The organism is Dictyobacter formicarum (genome assembly GCF_016587435.1).
Map to the genome: position 1 here is coordinate 109,655 of NZ_BNJJ01000025.1, position 14,694 is coordinate 124,348.

Genomic DNA, 14,694 nt, shown 5'->3' on the forward strand with positions numbered 1-14,694 from the left:
GACAGGCGTTGGTCTATGGGTGTGTGCATCTGGATGGGGTGAATCATTGCCTGTCTGAGTTGCTGGGGAGGGAGCCTGAGGGGAGCAAGAACGGAGAGAAGGAGAGAGGAGAAGAGGGAGGCACGGGGCAAGGTATCGATTTGGCGAGGTATGAGGCGATTGTGTCAAGCCGGTGGTAGAGGAGGGAAGGGATGACGCAGAAAGCGTTACTGGAGGAGTATTTGGGGCAGCTGCGGTTGCCAACGTTTATTCAGAACTATGAGCAGTATGCCCAAGATGCCTCGCGAGGAGACTCGACGCCTGAGCAGTACCTGTTGGCGTTGTGTGAGGCAGAGATGGCGCAACGGAAAGTGAACCGGATCGAGCGAGCGATTGCAGGGGCGAAATTTCCGGTGATCAAGGATTTGTCGGGGTTTGATTTTCAGCAGGTAGGAGGGATCAGCAAGGCGCGTGTGTTGGATCTGGCGCAGGGAGGATATATTGAAAAAGCAGAAACCATTGTCTTGATAGGCAATCCTGGGCTTGGAAAGGTGCGCCGCACGACGGGGTAAGCGATTGCGCGAGACGTGCCACTGGTTGAAGAGATACCAGTGAGAGCAACTGACTGACCGAAAGGAGAAATCTGACACGGAACCATAGCATGTCAGTAACGGGATGGACTGAGAAGTCGTGTATCAGCGTCGCATCCCTAGCTCTGGATGACAAGGGTAAAGCTGCATTGCTTCAAGTCTAGTAACATGTTGGAGACCAGTCCCTCTCTTGATACCACGACTGATATCAAGCCCTGACGACACCATCTTAGTCTTTCCGAGGTGCGAAATCTTCTCGTCAGGAACACGATCAATGAGATCGACCACGTTACGAACGGACACCCTACCTTATCCTGATAACGTTGCTTACGACTGTACTGCGGGATCGTCTGTCAGGCGCGAGCCTCATGACGACGGAGACGCCATAGTAGTCGGTGGAGACACGGCCACCCAGGGCGATTGGGAAAGCCAATTACAGGGCGAAGGGCGTCAGGAACAATCCGCTTGACGGGTATGAAAGGTATGCGAATGCAGACTGCCGATCAAATTCTTCAGGCAATACGAAAACTGGGAGAACAACGACAACCGTTGACCCGCATCTATCGCTGCATGTACAACCCACAGCTGTATCTTGCAGCCTACCACAAAATCTCCCGTAATCAGGGAGCGCTCACGCCGGGAAGTACAAATGATACGGCTGATGGAATGAGCCTGAAACGGATTTGCAAGATCATCAACGAATTGCGATATGAACGGTTCCGCTTTCATCCGGCCCGACGCATTCGCATCCCAAAGAAGAGCGGAGGAACACGACCACTGGGGCTCCCCAATTTCACGGAAAAGCTGGTACAGGAAGTCCTGCGAATGCTCCTGGAAGCCTATTACGAACCTCGTTTCCGAGAAAGCTCACATGGTTTTCGCACAGGACGAGGCTGTCACACAGCCCTTACCCAGGTCCACCAGCAGTTCCAGGGAGCATCATGGCTCATCGAAGGAGATATCAAGGGATGTTTTGATGCCATTGACCATCAGAAGTTGATGGATATTCTCGCATGTGACATCAAGGATGGCCGATTACTCAATCTCATCCGTATGAGCCTGGATGCAGGCGTATTGGAAGACTGGACCTATCAGCGAACCTACAGTGGTACCCCCAGGGCGGGGTACTCACGCCTCCTACAATGTTGCAAATTTTGAGGACGAGAATCTGATGGGTTTGATGGCGTGTTGGGGCTAATACGAAAGACCACGTTCACCTTCTCCTGATCAATTTCGACGCGTTTCACCAGCGTGCGGATCATCTCGCGACGCGTGAGCCAATCGGCGTTGTGAAGCCCCTGGTTCACCTTCGTCGAAAATGTTTCTAAACGTCCAATAATTACCTGCAACTCCTGCTCTAAACTCTCCTGATCCTGAATTTGTTGTACCTGTTCTTCGAGTTGTCTGACACGTTCACGCATGCGTGTGATCCTGGGATCAAATTCTGTTTTGTCAATGACTCCTTCGGCATAACTATCGATCAGACGCGCAATGCCCTGTCGCAATCGTCCCAGGTTCGTCTGGAGCCCTTTCAATTCTGGTGCCACCTGCGCTGTTTGCACTTGCTGCCGATATTCATGGGCTAATCGTGTCGGATCCACCAGCAATCGGCACACTTCCAGCCACACGGCTTCATCAACGAGATCGGTGCGCAGTTGCTTGTTCCAGCACAAGCGTTCGCCTCCGAAGCGGTAGGCATCCGAGCCAATGCAACGATAATAGGCGTAGGCCCGCTCATGTCCTTTTCGTGCAGCTGGGCTAATCGCTTTCCCGTAATAAGCGTATCCGCAACACCCACAGACCAGCAAGCCCTGTAACAAGTAGCGTGCTCCACGCTTTCCAATGCGAGCACGTTGCCGATTCTCTTGCAGTTGCTCTTGGACGCTTTCAAAGAGATCCTCGCTGATCAGCGCTGGAACGGGAATTGACATCCACTGTTCAGGAGAAACCTCTTGCGTACTCACTGCTCGTTTGGGTTGCATGAGACGCCCTCGCTGTGCTCGTAAACGTGGTCGCAGTGGTTCCACGCTCGTTTTTCCGAAAGCGGCCATTCCCTTGTAGGCCGGGTTTTTGAGCATATCGCAGACCGTCTTACGATCCCAGACCGTTTTGCCGGTCCTCGTTTGTTCTTTGGCCACCGTTAACCGACGACACACCTCACCAATGGAACAGCGATCGTGCCCGACCCAGCTGAAGATCTGACGAACGACGCGCGCCTCCTCCAGGAGGATATCGAAGCGTGCTTCACCTGCTCCCTCATGTTTGCCAATATACCGATAGCCATAGGGTGCGGCACTTAAGACGCTCACCATGCCCACCTGGGCAGCGTGCCGCTTGCCACGCCGACTGCGCTCCATGATCTTGGCCCGCTCATATTCGGAGATCATGCCCTGCACTTGTAACAAGAGGTGATCTTCCGGGGTCTGTCCAACTTCTCGATTGAGGAAATTGACCTCAACCCCCGCTCGGAGAAACTCTTCCAGCAGGAGCACCTGATGGGCATAGTTGCGCGCGAAGCGATCGGGACAGAGCACATAGAGCCGATCAATACCTCCCGCAGCCGCCACATCGCGCAGTCGCTCCAAAGCCGGACGGATGAGGGTAGCGCCACTGTAGCCGTTATCGATAAACTCATGCTCCTTGGGAAGCGACAAACCCTGGGTATGGACATAGGCACGCAGTTCGCTCACCTGGCTCTCAATGGTTCTGGCCTCGCTTTGCTGCTCGCAGGAAACACGAGCATAGATGGCCACTTGCAGATCATTCATGAGTGTTTCCTTTCTCCCAGCGGGTCCTGCATTTGAGCTGAGATCGGCGTGGTGTCCACGGGTGTCAACAATCGTCGCCTTGGCAGGGGAAGGAGGAAACTGTAGGCGTGATGCAGCACCTGATGTTCTTCACGGTTGGGTTCAAACATGATGTGCACCTCCAACGTCATCGGATGTTTGCGAGCGCGTCTGGTCATGATGATCTCCTTGACCTCGCGTCCCTGTATCTTCCACTTGATGCACATTGCAATCAAGGGGTGCACCATGGAAGCCTTGTCCGTAGGCGGCACACAGTTGAGTTCGTGGGATCGCTCTCTGATACACGAAACTCAGAACCTTTTTGGCAACATTGTAGGAGGCGTGCTGAGTCCACTCCTCGCCAATATTTACCTGCACAATCTCGACACGTTCATCGAAGATACGCTCATCCCGCAATATACGCGAGGAAAGAAGCGGAAGCGAAACCCAGCGTATCGACACCTTGAATGGAAGATACGTGATGCCAGGACGCGTCAGGACTGGCAGGCGGTTGAGCGCTTTCAGCAAGAGCGCCGTTCTTACCCATCGCTGGATACGCACGACCCAGATTACCGGAGGCTCTCCTTTGTCCGCTATGCCGACGACTTTTTGCTTGCCTTCATTGGACCAAAGGTAGAAGCAGAAGCGATCAAAGAAACCATCGGAACGTACCTACGCGACCGACTCCATCTCACGATGAGCGCAGAGAAGACCCTCATTACCCATGCTCGTACCGAACAGGCTCGCTTTCTCGGATACGTCATCAGTATCTTCCATGCCGATGACAAACTGACACGGCGGCCTTCTGGCGCAAAGATGCGCAGCATCAACGGTGGAGTGCGTCTTGGCCTGCCTCCTGGGCTCATTAATCGCATCACGACCGAGTACAAACACCATGGAAAGGTCATCAGCGAAAAGCGGCTCACAGAATGGTCAGATGCCTACATCATAGACACCTATCAACAACGGTTCCGAGGACTTGCTGAATACTACAAGTTCGCGGTTGATCGATGTCACTTGAGTTCGGTCAAACACATCATGCAAATTGCTTTGGTGAAAACGCTCGCCCAAAAACTGAATATCAGTGCCAGTAAGGTGTATGAACGCTATCGCGGAGTACAGATGGTAAATGACTACGAGTACAAGACGCTTCAGGTAAAGGTGTCCACCCGGAACGGAGAACGCACATTTACCTGGGGTGCCATCCCCCTCCAAGCCATGAAACCAGGAAACGTCCCGATTGCTGACACCAAACCAGTGATGTTTTGGAAAAGCCGCTCTGATCTTATCACTCGGCTCCTGGCAGACACGTGCGAACTCTGCGGTTCTCATGAGAACTGTCAGGTGCATCACGCGCACAAACTTGTCGATCTGAAGAAGCGGTGGGCAGGTCGACGAGAGAAACCAGAATGGGTAAAACGGATGATTACGTTGCGTCGAAAGACGCTGGTCGTCTGTATGCCATGTCACCGAGCGATTCACGCGGGAAAGCTTGTTCTCTCACAACGTAGCAGTGATGTTCTGGAGAGCCGGATGAGCCGAAAGGTTCAAGTCCGGTTCGGAGGGGGGCGCAGTGAAACCTAATACAGCAATGTATCAAGGCGCACGGCGCCTACCCTACACGCATGTTGCCACAGGACTGGGAATGGCGGCGTGCCGTCAGGGAAGGCGGGTGAGATTTTATGGAGCGGCCAGCGTAGTCAATGAACTGCTGATGGCGCAGAAAGAGCTGCGGTTGACGCGGATGCTGGGGCAACTGAGGAAATTGGATGTGCTTATTTTGGATGAGCTGGGATTTATCCCATTCACGAAAGACGGAGCGCATCTTTTATTTCAAATGTGCTCAGAGCTCTACGAAAAAGTCTCGATCATCATCACGACAAATGTACGTTTTGCCGATTGGAATAGCGTCTTTGGAGAATCAAATACAGCAAGATACCCCACTCTGTGAAGCGTTATCCGGTGAGGTCACAATTACTGATCCGACGCATCCCCTGTACGGCCAAACCCTTCCGTGTATTTCCGTACGAGTCCATCGGAGCAAAACCCATGTGACAGTGCTTCTGCCAACAGGAAGACGCCGCTCTGTTCCTCGGTCAGTAACTGATCTGGAGCATCCGGGAGAAGAAATCGCCAATGATCCCCCCTTGCCTGTGATCTCGATGCGCACTATCCTTCCTCTAGCACACTTTGTGCTCCGACTCAAGCAGGCAAAGGAGGAAAGGCATGCAGAGCAGCAAGCTGAGAGCAGCCAATCAGACGATCCAGATACTACCCATTCCGGCCACCATCTGGTACCAGCTTCCCCAAAGCCACCAGCAGCAACTCGCCCATCTGGTCGCTCAACTTATTCAGCGCGCGAGAGCCGCTACCAAAGACAAGGAGCCACACCATGAACGCTGAGATCTTGCATGTCACACCGACGACAGCCCATCGCGCAAAAATGGCATACGTCTACATTCGGCAATCCTCGCTCATGCAGGTGATGCGCCATGCAGAAAGCACCGATCTGCAATATGCTCTGGTTGAGCGAGCAGTTGCGCTCGGATGGCCGCGTGAGCGCATTGAAGTCATTGATGAGGATCTAGGCAAATCAGGAGCACAGGCCGATGGGCGAGAGGGTTTCCAACATCTGCTCGCCGAGATCAGCCTGGCTCGTGCTGGTCTTGTCCTCAGCTTTGATGCCTCCCGTTTGGCACGCAACAATCGTGATTGGTATCAACTGCTGGAGGTCTGCTCGATCTTTAGGACCCTCATTGCCGATGGGGAACGACTCTATGATCCACGACTCTACCACGACCGATTACTGTTAGGATTGACAGGCATGATGAGCGAAGCAGAACTGCACCATATCAAACACGCATGCATGCTGGGGCACAACACAAAGCCGAGCGAGGGGAGCTACGCCTGGGGCTTCCGGTGGGGCTCGCGCGTGGGCTTTCTGGGGAGGTGATCTTGAATCCCGATGAAGAAGTCCAGGCCCGCATTCATCTGGTGTTTCAGAAGTTTCGTGACATTCGCTCAGCGCGGGGCGTCATGTGCTATCTGCGGGAGGCGCACTTGCCGTTGCCAGTACGTCCCTTGCATGGCCCTGCGCCTCATGAGGTCATCTGGCAAGACGCACGAGCAAGTAGTGTACGCGATATTCTCCAGAATCCGGCGTACGCGGGAGCCTATGTGTATGGACGAAAAGTCAAAGATCCCACCAAACGCAGGCCCGGCGCGCCTGGGAGCGGACATGTTCGACAACCCGTTGACAAATGGGAGATTTGTTTGCACAATGTCTATCCAGCCTACATTCGCTGGGAAGAATTTCTGGCCAATCAGGCGCAGTTACGTGCAAATCAGTTGAACTACCGAGAGGAACTACACGGAGTGCCACGCAAAGGACAAGCCTTACTCCAAGGGATCGTGCGGTGTGGCTACTGTGGCGCATTCCTGCATCTGCGCTACTCGGGCCCGCATGGAGATTTCCCTGTCTATGTGTGTAACAACGACCAGCGTCAGTTCGGAGGGAAACGGTGTCAAGAAGTGCGCGCGATTGCGCTCGATACGCAGATAGCACAACGCTTCCTCGCAGCACTACATCCTGATCAGTTGACGCTCGCCCTGGCGGCGCTTGCCCAATTGGAGCAAGAAGAACAAGCCGAACGCAAGCAATGGGAGTTGCGCGTAGAGCGAGTACGTTACGAGGCCAAACGGGCTGAACGTCAGTATCAGGTGGTCGAGCCAGAAAACCGGCTGGTGGCCCGCTCACTGGAACGGCAGTGGGAAGAGAAACTGCGAGCAGTGGAAGCCGTTGAGAAAGAATACCAGACGTGGAGAAGTGCGCGCCTGGCTCCCATCACCGAAGCAGATCGGGTCAGCATCCTCGCCGTAGGCCGTGATCTTCCACTGCTCTGGCAGGCGGAGACCACCACCAATGCAGATCGCAAGCAGATGCTGCACCTGTTGATCCGCGACGTGATCGTAGACGGCAAGCGAGCCCATGGGCAGGTCTGGGTGCAAGTGAACTGGCAAACTGGCGCCTACGAGGAGTTTTGCTACAAGCGCAGTGTGCGCAGCTATGAAGCATCTGCTGATGTGGAGACGCTCGAACAGCGCATTCGCGAACTCAATGCAGCTCAACTCATCGACGCTCAGCTAGCTGAGCGTCTTAATGCTGAAGGCTACCGCACGGCCCGCTTGCACCGTCCCTTTACTGGTGGAACGGTGTGGCTGCTGCGTGAAAAATGGGGCATACCAACGGTCAAGATCAACGGAACAGAACACAATCCTGCCCAATGGGAAGATGGGAGCTACTCAGTTCACGGAGCGGCAACACACCTGGGAGTGAATCCCTCAACGATCCATCACTGGCTGAAGGTAGGGAAACTCACTGGGCACCAGCTTGCCAAAGGGATGCCCTGGAAGATAGACGTCACCGATGAAGATGTGATCCAACTTCAAGAATGGCTTCGACGAGCAAGGCGATGAAGGAGAAGGGCAGTATGAAACATTCGAAGATGAGCGGATGACAGCGGCGTTGTTAGATCGGTTGACGCATCGGGCGCATCTGTTGGAGTTTGTCGGAGAGTCCTATCGCTTCCGAGAGCGCTTGCAGAAGGATGAGCAAGGATCGACGTACGGAGAGTGAGTGGAATAAGCCAGTATCGGTTATGAGAGAGAAGAATTCTTATAGCCATGAATCCTTTCTTCCTGAGGATATTTTTGGCAGGAACTGAGGAACATGAGAGATTGTTGCTCAGCCGAAGAGGAGGAAGGATGGGAAGAGCTTAGTGGAAGGAGAAGGAGGAGGCAGGCAGAAGATGGCAGCGGTGTTAGGGTGGGTGAGACGGCGCTGGCACGAGGTGTTGGAACCGGTGGTGAGTGGTGCGACGGTCGAGCAAGAAGCCAGGTTGCGCGAGCTGTGGGAGCGTGAATTGGACTGGTGGAAGACGCAACGAGGGTTCGCTGGGGATTCCCTGCGCAAGCCGATTACCCAGGTCCGGATGTTGATCAAAGGGTTGCCAGTGACGGAGCAGAACCGGTGGGAGAATCCGCGCACCCAGGGGTGGGAACATATCGGGCTGAAGGTGTTCAATCTGTCAGAGGGGGAATGGGTGGCGATGAATGCCCGCGCCCAGGGGGTGACCCAGGAACGGTTGAGCCAGCAGATGTTGCTCAAGGATCCGGATGGCCTGGTGGAGCGAGCGTTGTCGTTGCTCTTTTCGGAAACATGGGCGGACCTGGTCGTGGGTATTGCGGTGTGTACAGGTCGACGGTTGGCCGAGATCATGAAGACGGCAACCTTTAGGGTGAAGGAACCGTACACCGTCTGGTTTGAAGGGCAGGTGAAAGGGAGAGGACGGGAGCAGGAACGCTATGAGATCCCGACGCTGGTCCGTGCCTTTCTGGTGGTTGAAGCGGTTGAGCGCCTGAGAGCGTTGGTGGACACAAAAGACCTGGAGATCGAGCAGGTGAGTCAGAAGTACGGCAAGGCGGTCAATGAGGCAGCAGCGCGGTCCTACGGCGATCTGGAGGAGTTGGTGCGAGCCACGCGGGAGAAGGTAAGTGTGCACAACTTCCGAGGGATGTATGCGCGGATCGCCACCTTCTGGTACGCGCCACCCTCGGTGGCTGACATCACCTATATGGCGCAGATCCAGGGCCATCGCTTTGTCTTGGAGCCACGGGTGGAGCCAGGGACAGCGCCAGAAGAAGTGGAGCAGATCCGACACCACTATGCCAGCCACGCCAACTATGCCGATGATAAGATTGCCGATACAGATGGCAACATTGATGGACGGCAGGGTGTGCGGCTCGGGCGACCGGGAGTGAGTGTGCTCGATGTGTTCCGTAAAGAATACGAGACATGGATCCAGAAAACGCATCCAGAGCAGGCGCACCCGGTTGTGGCATCGAGCAAGCGAGGACGAAAGAAAGCTACGAAGGAGAACACCACGGGGTATTCGACCTTCAAGCCGAGCGTGCAGACGCGTGCATGGGGGGATGATCTGCGGGAAAGCATGCGCCGTCGGTTGCATCGTGACATTCAGGATGACGAACTGCTGCGTCGAATCTTTGCTGCCTATGAGCAGCAGGACCATCAATCACTGGGGAGGCAGGATGGGGCGCCAACCCTTTCTTGGGAGCAGTTGAATGTGCCAGTTGAGACACAAACCATCTTACGGGAGGGGATGGTGCAGACGGGAGCCTCTGATCTGCTGTCCTACTTGCTGGCGGCTGGCGAACGGGAGGCGCGCCGCCTGCGCAGTCTGGCGAGGCGACATACGAGTGAACGCTACGCTGCGATGCCGACCTCAACACTGGTGGGCATGAAGGTGCCAGAGGCTGGGACGGAACGCTATCGGCGAGCGGTGTATACGCTGATGCAGTGGAATGAGGCGCATCGTCCGCTGGAGCAATGGTACATTACCACCCTCTCCATCCAGAAACTGGTGGGTGGTCGGAAGGACGCCATCAATGCCTATCTGGAGGCCCATGGCGAAGAGATTGAGGAGCACCATCGGAGGTTGGAGATCAAGCCATCCTACAATCGCAAGGCCGAGCCGATTACTGAGATGATCACGATCCCGGAGGAGCCAACGGCGTTTCTGTGGGGAAAAGCTGTTGCATTGCAAGAGGACCGGGTGAGCATGGCCGGAGATGATGTGCACTCAGCGTGAGACGTCCCAGAGGTGTGTATTTCGATGTCCATATGGAGAGTGTTGTTGCCAGGACGATGATGGATGGGATCGCAATGAGACGGGCTGTGAGGAAGAGGGCATAAAAAAAGAGAGACTGATGTGTGTCTCTCAAAAAAGCTTACCTATAAAGTATACCTGAGTAGCGAGGAAATTTCAAGGAGGGTGATGGGCGTGCGTTCTCTTTGGGATCTCGCCTCAGGAATCGGTTGTTTCTGCTTCCTGATCACCAGAGGGGCAGGAGCGCATGATTGAGCGTCAAAGGGGGCGAGAATGTTTCCATGCGATTGACGGTCAATTTCTGCGTGTGTCCGTGGGAAGCGGGGTATCGTTCCTCCGCATCGAACAACGAGCGATGTGGTGAAGCGGCGTCGAGAAGAAGAAGGAAAGGCATATATTGAGAGAGATGAAATCTTCGATCCAAGGAGAGACGACGATGTTTGAGAAGGGCCAGAACGGTCTTCGTTATTTCGAGCGCTATCAAGAAGGCCACTATCACGAGATCTGGAATGAGTTGGTTCAGTTGGGTCCGGCTGTGTTTGAAGATCGGTTGTATCCAGAAGCATTTGCTGTTGCGCGAGCCATGATCCAACGGGTACGAGCCAATATTGAAACCCTCCTTGAGAGATTAGTACAACTTGGGTTTGTCTTTGGGTATGATGTTCGCCTTCAAGGGCAACTGAGAAGTTCGTTCACCTCAGCCCATGAACGGGAGACGTATCGAGAGTGGCGAGCGTGGGCCTATGAACAACCGCTTGTGTTCTTGCCGGCGAAACAGCAAGAAGAGGAACGAACTGAGAGGCAGCAATGGAGGAAGCAGGTCCCCTCTCATCCGTTCTTTTTTGGAGAGGAAGAAGATGAAATGGATTGTTTTTTTTTGGAGTGATGAGCCTTTTTTGCTGGTGGAGAGTTGCCTCTATGGCATCTGCAGGTTGCTCTGGAGATCAGAGAAGGCGCGACTGCTTTTCTTATAGACGTGTGATCTGTCGTCATACCTGGAAAAAAGCATATCATTTCATAAGAAAAAGCACTGATGGGTGCAACAAGAAGCTATTTGAGAATTCAATGGCATGTTTTTTGGATGAAGAGATGGGTATCTGCTTGCCTGCGAGACGTGTTGGCCTGGAGAGGGGGAGCTGCCATGGCTCCCCCATCTGAATTGAATGTGAGTTGATGCCTGTTTGTTTTCTCGTTCTTTCTTGTTTGGAGTGGTTTGACCAGAGGGACGTGCTGACGTTCCTGTTCGAGGATGTTTCGTAGGCGTCGTCGTGCGCGATGAACATAGGAGCGAAGTAGATGGGGGACAGTTCATGGTCGCAGCGATTGGCTTGTACCATTCACTTTCGTGATCCTGATCATCATCGGAGACAAACCGTATCTGTTTTGGCTTGGGAAAGGAAGAAGAGCCTCGCGAGCATCATCCTTTCAAGGCGCGATCGACGTTAGGTGGAACGGATTTCGTTCAGAGCCCCTTTCGGATCGTGGATGATGGTGGTGTATTCGTCGATCCTGCATCAGGAATGGGAAGGGATGAGTGCGCATCAGAAATGGGGAGAGGGGATGCAGGGAGGGTTGTTCTTGGAGCCAAGTTGTACCGAGGATGTTGACGGTTGGACTCACCGCCTAAGTGCGCGGAGGGCTGAGACCAAGTAGTGAGTGATGAGGGGATGGAAGGACAGAGCATGCAATAGAGCGATGCTCCGTTTTTCACGTGCTAGAATAGGCAATCCTCGATGTGATGGCGGTCTTTCTCTCTGTGGAGAGGCGACGGCGATCAAGGGGGCATCATGGCCCGGGAGCTCTCATCCTTCGACCTGGCCACGAATAGTGAACGTCACAACATGGCTGGCTGCCCATGCGTCTCGTACCCCACGAAAGCAGCCGTTTTGTAGGTGTATGGCCGGCTCTACTGGGAATTGGCGTTCAAATGTACAAAGCTCTTGATTGCGAAGATTGCATGTGGGTGACTATGGGTTGCTAGCTAGAGGCCGTCTCACGTTCCTCTGAATGTGCCAGGTCCTGTGCGCAGCCGCTTCGTGCTAGATGGTGTGTGGGGGAAGGCTGAAGAGAATGGGGGGATGTGAAAGGGAAAAAGGATGCCCGACATGACCTGTATGGTGTCTGATCAGCCGTTGTCTGGACCGAGCCTGCGAGAGGAGAGCTGATTGGTGCTCCTCTCGCAGTGCCCTGCGATCTCGTTTGATTGTTGTGTGTGTGTGTGTATGGTTCCCCTCCACCCAGGGCGTCAGATGATCCGACGCCCTGGGTGGAGGCGTTCACACGACATGCCTCTGTGTCGAGGCAAGAAATGGTGCGTCTCTCTCCTCCTGCACGTGTTTTTTTATCATTCTACACGGAGAAAGGTGCGCCAATAGGGTTTCCCTTTTAAACATAGCATAGATTGTGCCATTTTACAATCGTATGGAATACGAGAGAATGGTGAGTAGGCAAGAGAAAAGAGCAGCACCTTTTCTCTTCGGGTGCTGCAACCAACTCGGGCGGTGCGAACGCACACCTCGTATGCCTTCTTGTCTCTGGGGGAACTGCTCATTTCTTCACGAGACCTGCTGTTGTGCGTTTTGTGGCTCTGAGGCAAGTAGAGATGTTACTTCTTGACAGTGCGACAGTAACATCATATACTTGGACCAGATGGAAAAAGAGATGTCCCTGGTTTGTCACACGTGAAAAGGAGGGCCACGATGGCGAAGACGTTAGGGTGGGTGCGCGACCGCTGGCTTCAGGCGTTAGAGCCCGTGCTGCGGACCGCGACCACGGCTCAGGAGGCTCAGCTGCGCACGCTGTGGGAGCACGAATTACAGTGGTGGAAGAGGCAGCGGGGACTGGCTGGGGATTCCTTGCGCAAACCGATCACGCAGGTGCGGTCCTTGATCAAAGGGCTCCCGGTGACGGAGCAGAATAGCTGGGAGAATCCGCGCACGGGGGAGCGTGAGCATATCGGGCTGCGGGTGTTCAACCTGTCGGAGGGGGAATGGGTGCAGATGAACGCGCGGAACCAGGGCGTGACCCAGGAACGGTTGAGTCAGCAAGTCTTGCTCACCGATCCAGACGGCCTGGTCGAACGGGCCTGCTCGTTGCTCTTCTCACCGGCGTGGGCGGATCTGGTGGCGGGCATTGCGGTGTGTACGGGCAGACGCCTGGCCGAGATCATGAAGACGGGCACCTTTACGGTCAAGGAACCGTATACGGTCTGGTTTGAGGGGCAGGTCAAAGGGCGCGGTCGCGAGCCGGGGCGCTCTGAGATCCCCACGCTGGTGCGCGCCTTTCTGGTGGTCGAAGCTGTCCAGTGCCTGCGCGCCCTGGTGGACTGTACGAGCCTGGAGATTGAGCAGGTGAGTCAGAAGTATGGCAAGGCGGTCAACGAGGCGGTGGAACGCCACTATGGTGATCGCGCGGAGTTGATTCGGACCACGCGCGAGAAGGTGAGCGTGCATAACTTCCGCGGCCTGTATGCGCGCATTGCCACCTTCTGGTATGCACCGCCCCCCGTCGCCGACATCACGTACATGGCGCTGTGAATAAAGGAATTAAATGAGGCACTTTTTCAGACACTCTCTGAGGAAGCGGCCGTTTTTTTTTTGTGAAAATGCTCTGTGTTGTGGGAAGACCCGAAGACCACCGTGAGGCGCCCCCAGGGGCGTTGGGTGTGCATTGGGAACGAGTGAGGGGGAGGGAGGGCATGAGGAGAGGAAGGCGAGGTTTTTGGTTCAAAGACCATCGCGTTTCAGAGTACCTGATGTTCGCCTGGGTGATTGCTGTGTGGTAATGCGCCGGTGGTTGTTCTGGTTGGTGGGTGCTCGCCGCGCTGGAGGCTTCAGAGCGTGTGGTGTGCAGGTGACTGCATCCCGTCTTGCTTCCCCTTCCGCTGCTTGTCATTCTCGCCCTGGCCTATTTTTTTCCCTGTGTCCCCCTTCCACTGCCCCCGGAAGTGCCCACGTGTTCCATGACCTCAGAGGTGTCCGCGCGTGAGAAGGAGGTGTCCCAGTTTTGCTCTTCGCGGCAAGAAGCTTCTTGTGTATTTTAGAATCATTTTTACGTCTTTCTCATCGAAATACTTGAATTCTTCTTCTTTTTGGCTATACTAAGAACGAGGGCTCCTGCAGGTGGAGGTCATGGGTGTGGGAGGAGGCGGGAGAGTCCGCAGAGGGACGTCGCGAGACAGGTGTGCAGAGGTGTGCAGGGAATTGGACGAGGCGTTGGAAGGCGTTGGAGAGGAGGATATGGTTCGATGCCGTTGAAATGGTTAGCAGAGCGCTGGCAGATCTTCTTGCCCACGCTGGCGGGTCTAGGCAAAGGGCAAGAAGAGCAGATCAAAGCACTCTGTGCAGCGGAGATCGCGGCATGGCGAGAGCGGCCAGGCATAAACCAGGCCAATTCGGTGCGCAAGCCGCTCACCGAGACACGCAATCGTATGCGCGAGACGTTTGCGCTCAGCGAGGAGAATACGTGGTGCAATCCCAAATCAGGAGCGCGTGAGCATCTGAGTCTGAAATAGCTGAATGTGTCCTCGTCGGAGTGGATGGATCTGACGCTTCCGGCGCCCGATGTGCTGGCTGCGCGTCAGAAGAACCCGCAATTGGTTGTCGATCCGGAGGGCTGCTGCTGCAGATCGAGCGACTCTTTGAGCAGCGGGGC

At 54.8% G+C, this 14,694-nt stretch carries 14 protein-coding genes and 2 pseudogenes; 14 read left to right on the top strand and 2 right to left on the bottom strand.

Annotation, left to right across the window (positions count from 1 at the left end; genetic code table 11):
* The first annotated feature begins 191 nt into the window (after nt 1-191).
* From JMI88_RS32355 to JMI88_RS32365, 3 genes are all read left to right on the top strand, one after another.
* Entirely contained in the window at nt 192-551 is a 360-nt protein-coding gene (locus tag JMI88_RS32355) for an ATP-binding protein (protein ID WP_201366160.1), read from the top strand.
* 292 nt (nt 552-843) lie between these two features.
* Entirely contained in the window at nt 844-1,038 is a 195-nt protein-coding gene (locus JMI88_RS32360; RefSeq protein ID WP_201366161.1) for a hypothetical protein, read from the top strand.
* Nucleotides 1,039-1,058: 20 nt separating this feature from the next.
* A complete protein-coding gene (locus tag JMI88_RS32365) occupies nt 1,059-1,727 on the top strand; it encodes a reverse transcriptase/maturase family protein (RefSeq protein ID WP_201366162.1) in 669 nt (222 codons plus the stop codon).
* On the opposite strand, the gene JMI88_RS32370 is transcribed toward JMI88_RS32365, so the two are convergent.
* Both JMI88_RS32370 and JMI88_RS32375 read right to left on the bottom strand, forming a co-directional pair.
* Nucleotides 1,670-3,337 (bottom strand): recombinase family protein, encoded by a 1,668-nt coding sequence (locus tag JMI88_RS32370; protein WP_201366163.1) that lies wholly within the window; start codon nt 3,335-3,337, stop codon nt 1,670-1,672. The genes JMI88_RS32365 and JMI88_RS32370 overlap by 58 nt on opposite strands.
* Nucleotides 3,334-3,534: a hypothetical protein gene (locus JMI88_RS32375; RefSeq protein ID WP_201360083.1), complete on the bottom strand. Its 201-nt coding sequence runs from the start codon at nt 3,532-3,534 to the stop codon at nt 3,334-3,336. Before JMI88_RS32375 ends, JMI88_RS32370 begins: the two co-directional genes overlap by 4 nt.
* Nucleotides 3,535-3,601: 67 nt before the next feature.
* Here JMI88_RS32375 and JMI88_RS32380 point away from each other — a divergent pair, with 67 nt between their 5' ends.
* The 11 genes and pseudogenes from JMI88_RS32380 (at nt 3,602) to JMI88_RS32425 (ending at nt 14,554) form a co-directional block, all read left to right on the top strand.
* A complete protein-coding gene (locus JMI88_RS32380) occupies nt 3,602-4,939 on the top strand; it encodes a reverse transcriptase/maturase family protein (RefSeq protein ID WP_201366164.1) in 1,338 nt (445 codons plus the stop codon).
* Nucleotides 4,929-5,306 carry an ATP-binding protein gene (locus tag JMI88_RS32385; RefSeq protein WP_201366165.1) on the top strand — a complete coding sequence of 126 codons (378 nt, stop codon included), beginning with the start codon at nt 4,929-4,931 and terminating at the stop codon, nt 5,304-5,306. The genes JMI88_RS32380 and JMI88_RS32385 overlap by 11 nt, the downstream gene beginning before the upstream one ends.
* Nucleotides 5,239-5,490: pseudogene (locus tag JMI88_RS40965) on the top strand (DUF5372 family protein); the annotation flags it as partial. The gene JMI88_RS32385 and the pseudogene JMI88_RS40965, both read left to right, overlap by 68 nt.
* 91 nt (nt 5,491-5,581) lie before the next feature.
* Nucleotides 5,582-5,758, top strand: a complete 177-nt coding sequence (locus tag JMI88_RS39805; protein WP_236023156.1) for a hypothetical protein — start codon at nt 5,582-5,584, stop codon at nt 5,756-5,758.
* Nucleotides 5,748-6,308, top strand: coding sequence for a recombinase family protein (locus JMI88_RS32395; RefSeq protein WP_201366167.1), 561 nt, complete (start codon nt 5,748-5,750; stop codon nt 6,306-6,308). Before JMI88_RS39805 ends, JMI88_RS32395 begins: the two co-directional genes overlap by 11 nt.
* Before the next feature lie 2 nt (nt 6,309-6,310).
* Nucleotides 6,311-7,831, top strand: a complete 1,521-nt coding sequence (locus JMI88_RS32400) for a recombinase family protein (protein ID WP_201366168.1) — start codon at nt 6,311-6,313, stop codon at nt 7,829-7,831.
* 22 nt (nt 7,832-7,853) lie between these two features.
* Nucleotides 7,854-7,991: pseudogene (locus tag JMI88_RS32405) on the top strand (ATP-binding protein); the annotation flags it as partial.
* A 172-nt stretch (nt 7,992-8,163) separates the two neighbouring features.
* Nucleotides 8,164-10,023: a protelomerase family protein gene (locus JMI88_RS32410; RefSeq protein WP_201366169.1), complete on the top strand. Its 1,860-nt coding sequence runs from the start codon at nt 8,164-8,166 to the stop codon at nt 10,021-10,023.
* 454 nt (nt 10,024-10,477) lie between these two features.
* A complete protein-coding gene (locus JMI88_RS32415) occupies nt 10,478-10,927 on the top strand; it encodes a hypothetical protein (protein WP_201366170.1) in 450 nt (149 codons plus the stop codon).
* Between the two features lie 1,813 nt (nt 10,928-12,740).
* Nucleotides 12,741-13,577 carry a protelomerase family protein gene (locus tag JMI88_RS32420; RefSeq protein WP_201366171.1) on the top strand — a complete coding sequence of 279 codons (837 nt, stop codon included), beginning with the start codon at nt 12,741-12,743 and terminating at the stop codon, nt 13,575-13,577.
* A gap of 710 nt (nt 13,578-14,287) precedes the next feature.
* The gene (locus JMI88_RS32425; protein ID WP_201366172.1) at nt 14,288-14,554 is read left to right on the top strand and encodes a hypothetical protein; all 267 of its coding nucleotides are present in this window, start codon (nt 14,288-14,290) and stop codon (nt 14,552-14,554) included.
* Nucleotides 14,555-14,694 lie beyond the last annotated feature (140 nt).

Coding starts and splice junctions, on each gene's coding strand:
- JMI88_RS32370 (WP_201366163.1), bottom strand. CDS start 3,337: ATGAATGATCTGCAAGTGGCCATCTATGCTCGTGTTTCCTGCGAGCAG.
- JMI88_RS32410 (WP_201366169.1), top strand. CDS start 8,164: ATGGCAGCGGTGTTAGGGTGGGTGAGACGGCGCTGGCACGAGGTGTTG.
- JMI88_RS32415 (WP_201366170.1), top strand. CDS start 10,478: ATGTTTGAGAAGGGCCAGAACGGTCTTCGTTATTTCGAGCGCTATCAA.
- JMI88_RS39805 (WP_236023156.1), top strand. CDS start 5,582: ATGCAGAGCAGCAAGCTGAGAGCAGCCAATCAGACGATCCAGATACTA.
- JMI88_RS32395 (WP_201366167.1), top strand. CDS start 5,748: ATGAACGCTGAGATCTTGCATGTCACACCGACGACAGCCCATCGCGCA.
- JMI88_RS32420 (WP_201366171.1), top strand. CDS start 12,741: ATGGCGAAGACGTTAGGGTGGGTGCGCGACCGCTGGCTTCAGGCGTTA.
- JMI88_RS32355 (WP_201366160.1), top strand. CDS start 192: ATGACGCAGAAAGCGTTACTGGAGGAGTATTTGGGGCAGCTGCGGTTG.
- JMI88_RS32375 (WP_201360083.1), bottom strand. CDS start 3,534: ATGACCAGACGCGCTCGCAAACATCCGATGACGTTGGAGGTGCACATC.
- JMI88_RS32425 (WP_201366172.1), top strand. CDS start 14,288: ATGCCGTTGAAATGGTTAGCAGAGCGCTGGCAGATCTTCTTGCCCACG.
- JMI88_RS32365 (WP_201366162.1), top strand. CDS start 1,059: ATGCAGACTGCCGATCAAATTCTTCAGGCAATACGAAAACTGGGAGAA.
- JMI88_RS32380 (WP_201366164.1), top strand. CDS start 3,602: ATGGAAGCCTTGTCCGTAGGCGGCACACAGTTGAGTTCGTGGGATCGC.
- JMI88_RS32360 (WP_201366161.1), top strand. CDS start 844: ATGAGATCGACCACGTTACGAACGGACACCCTACCTTATCCTGATAAC.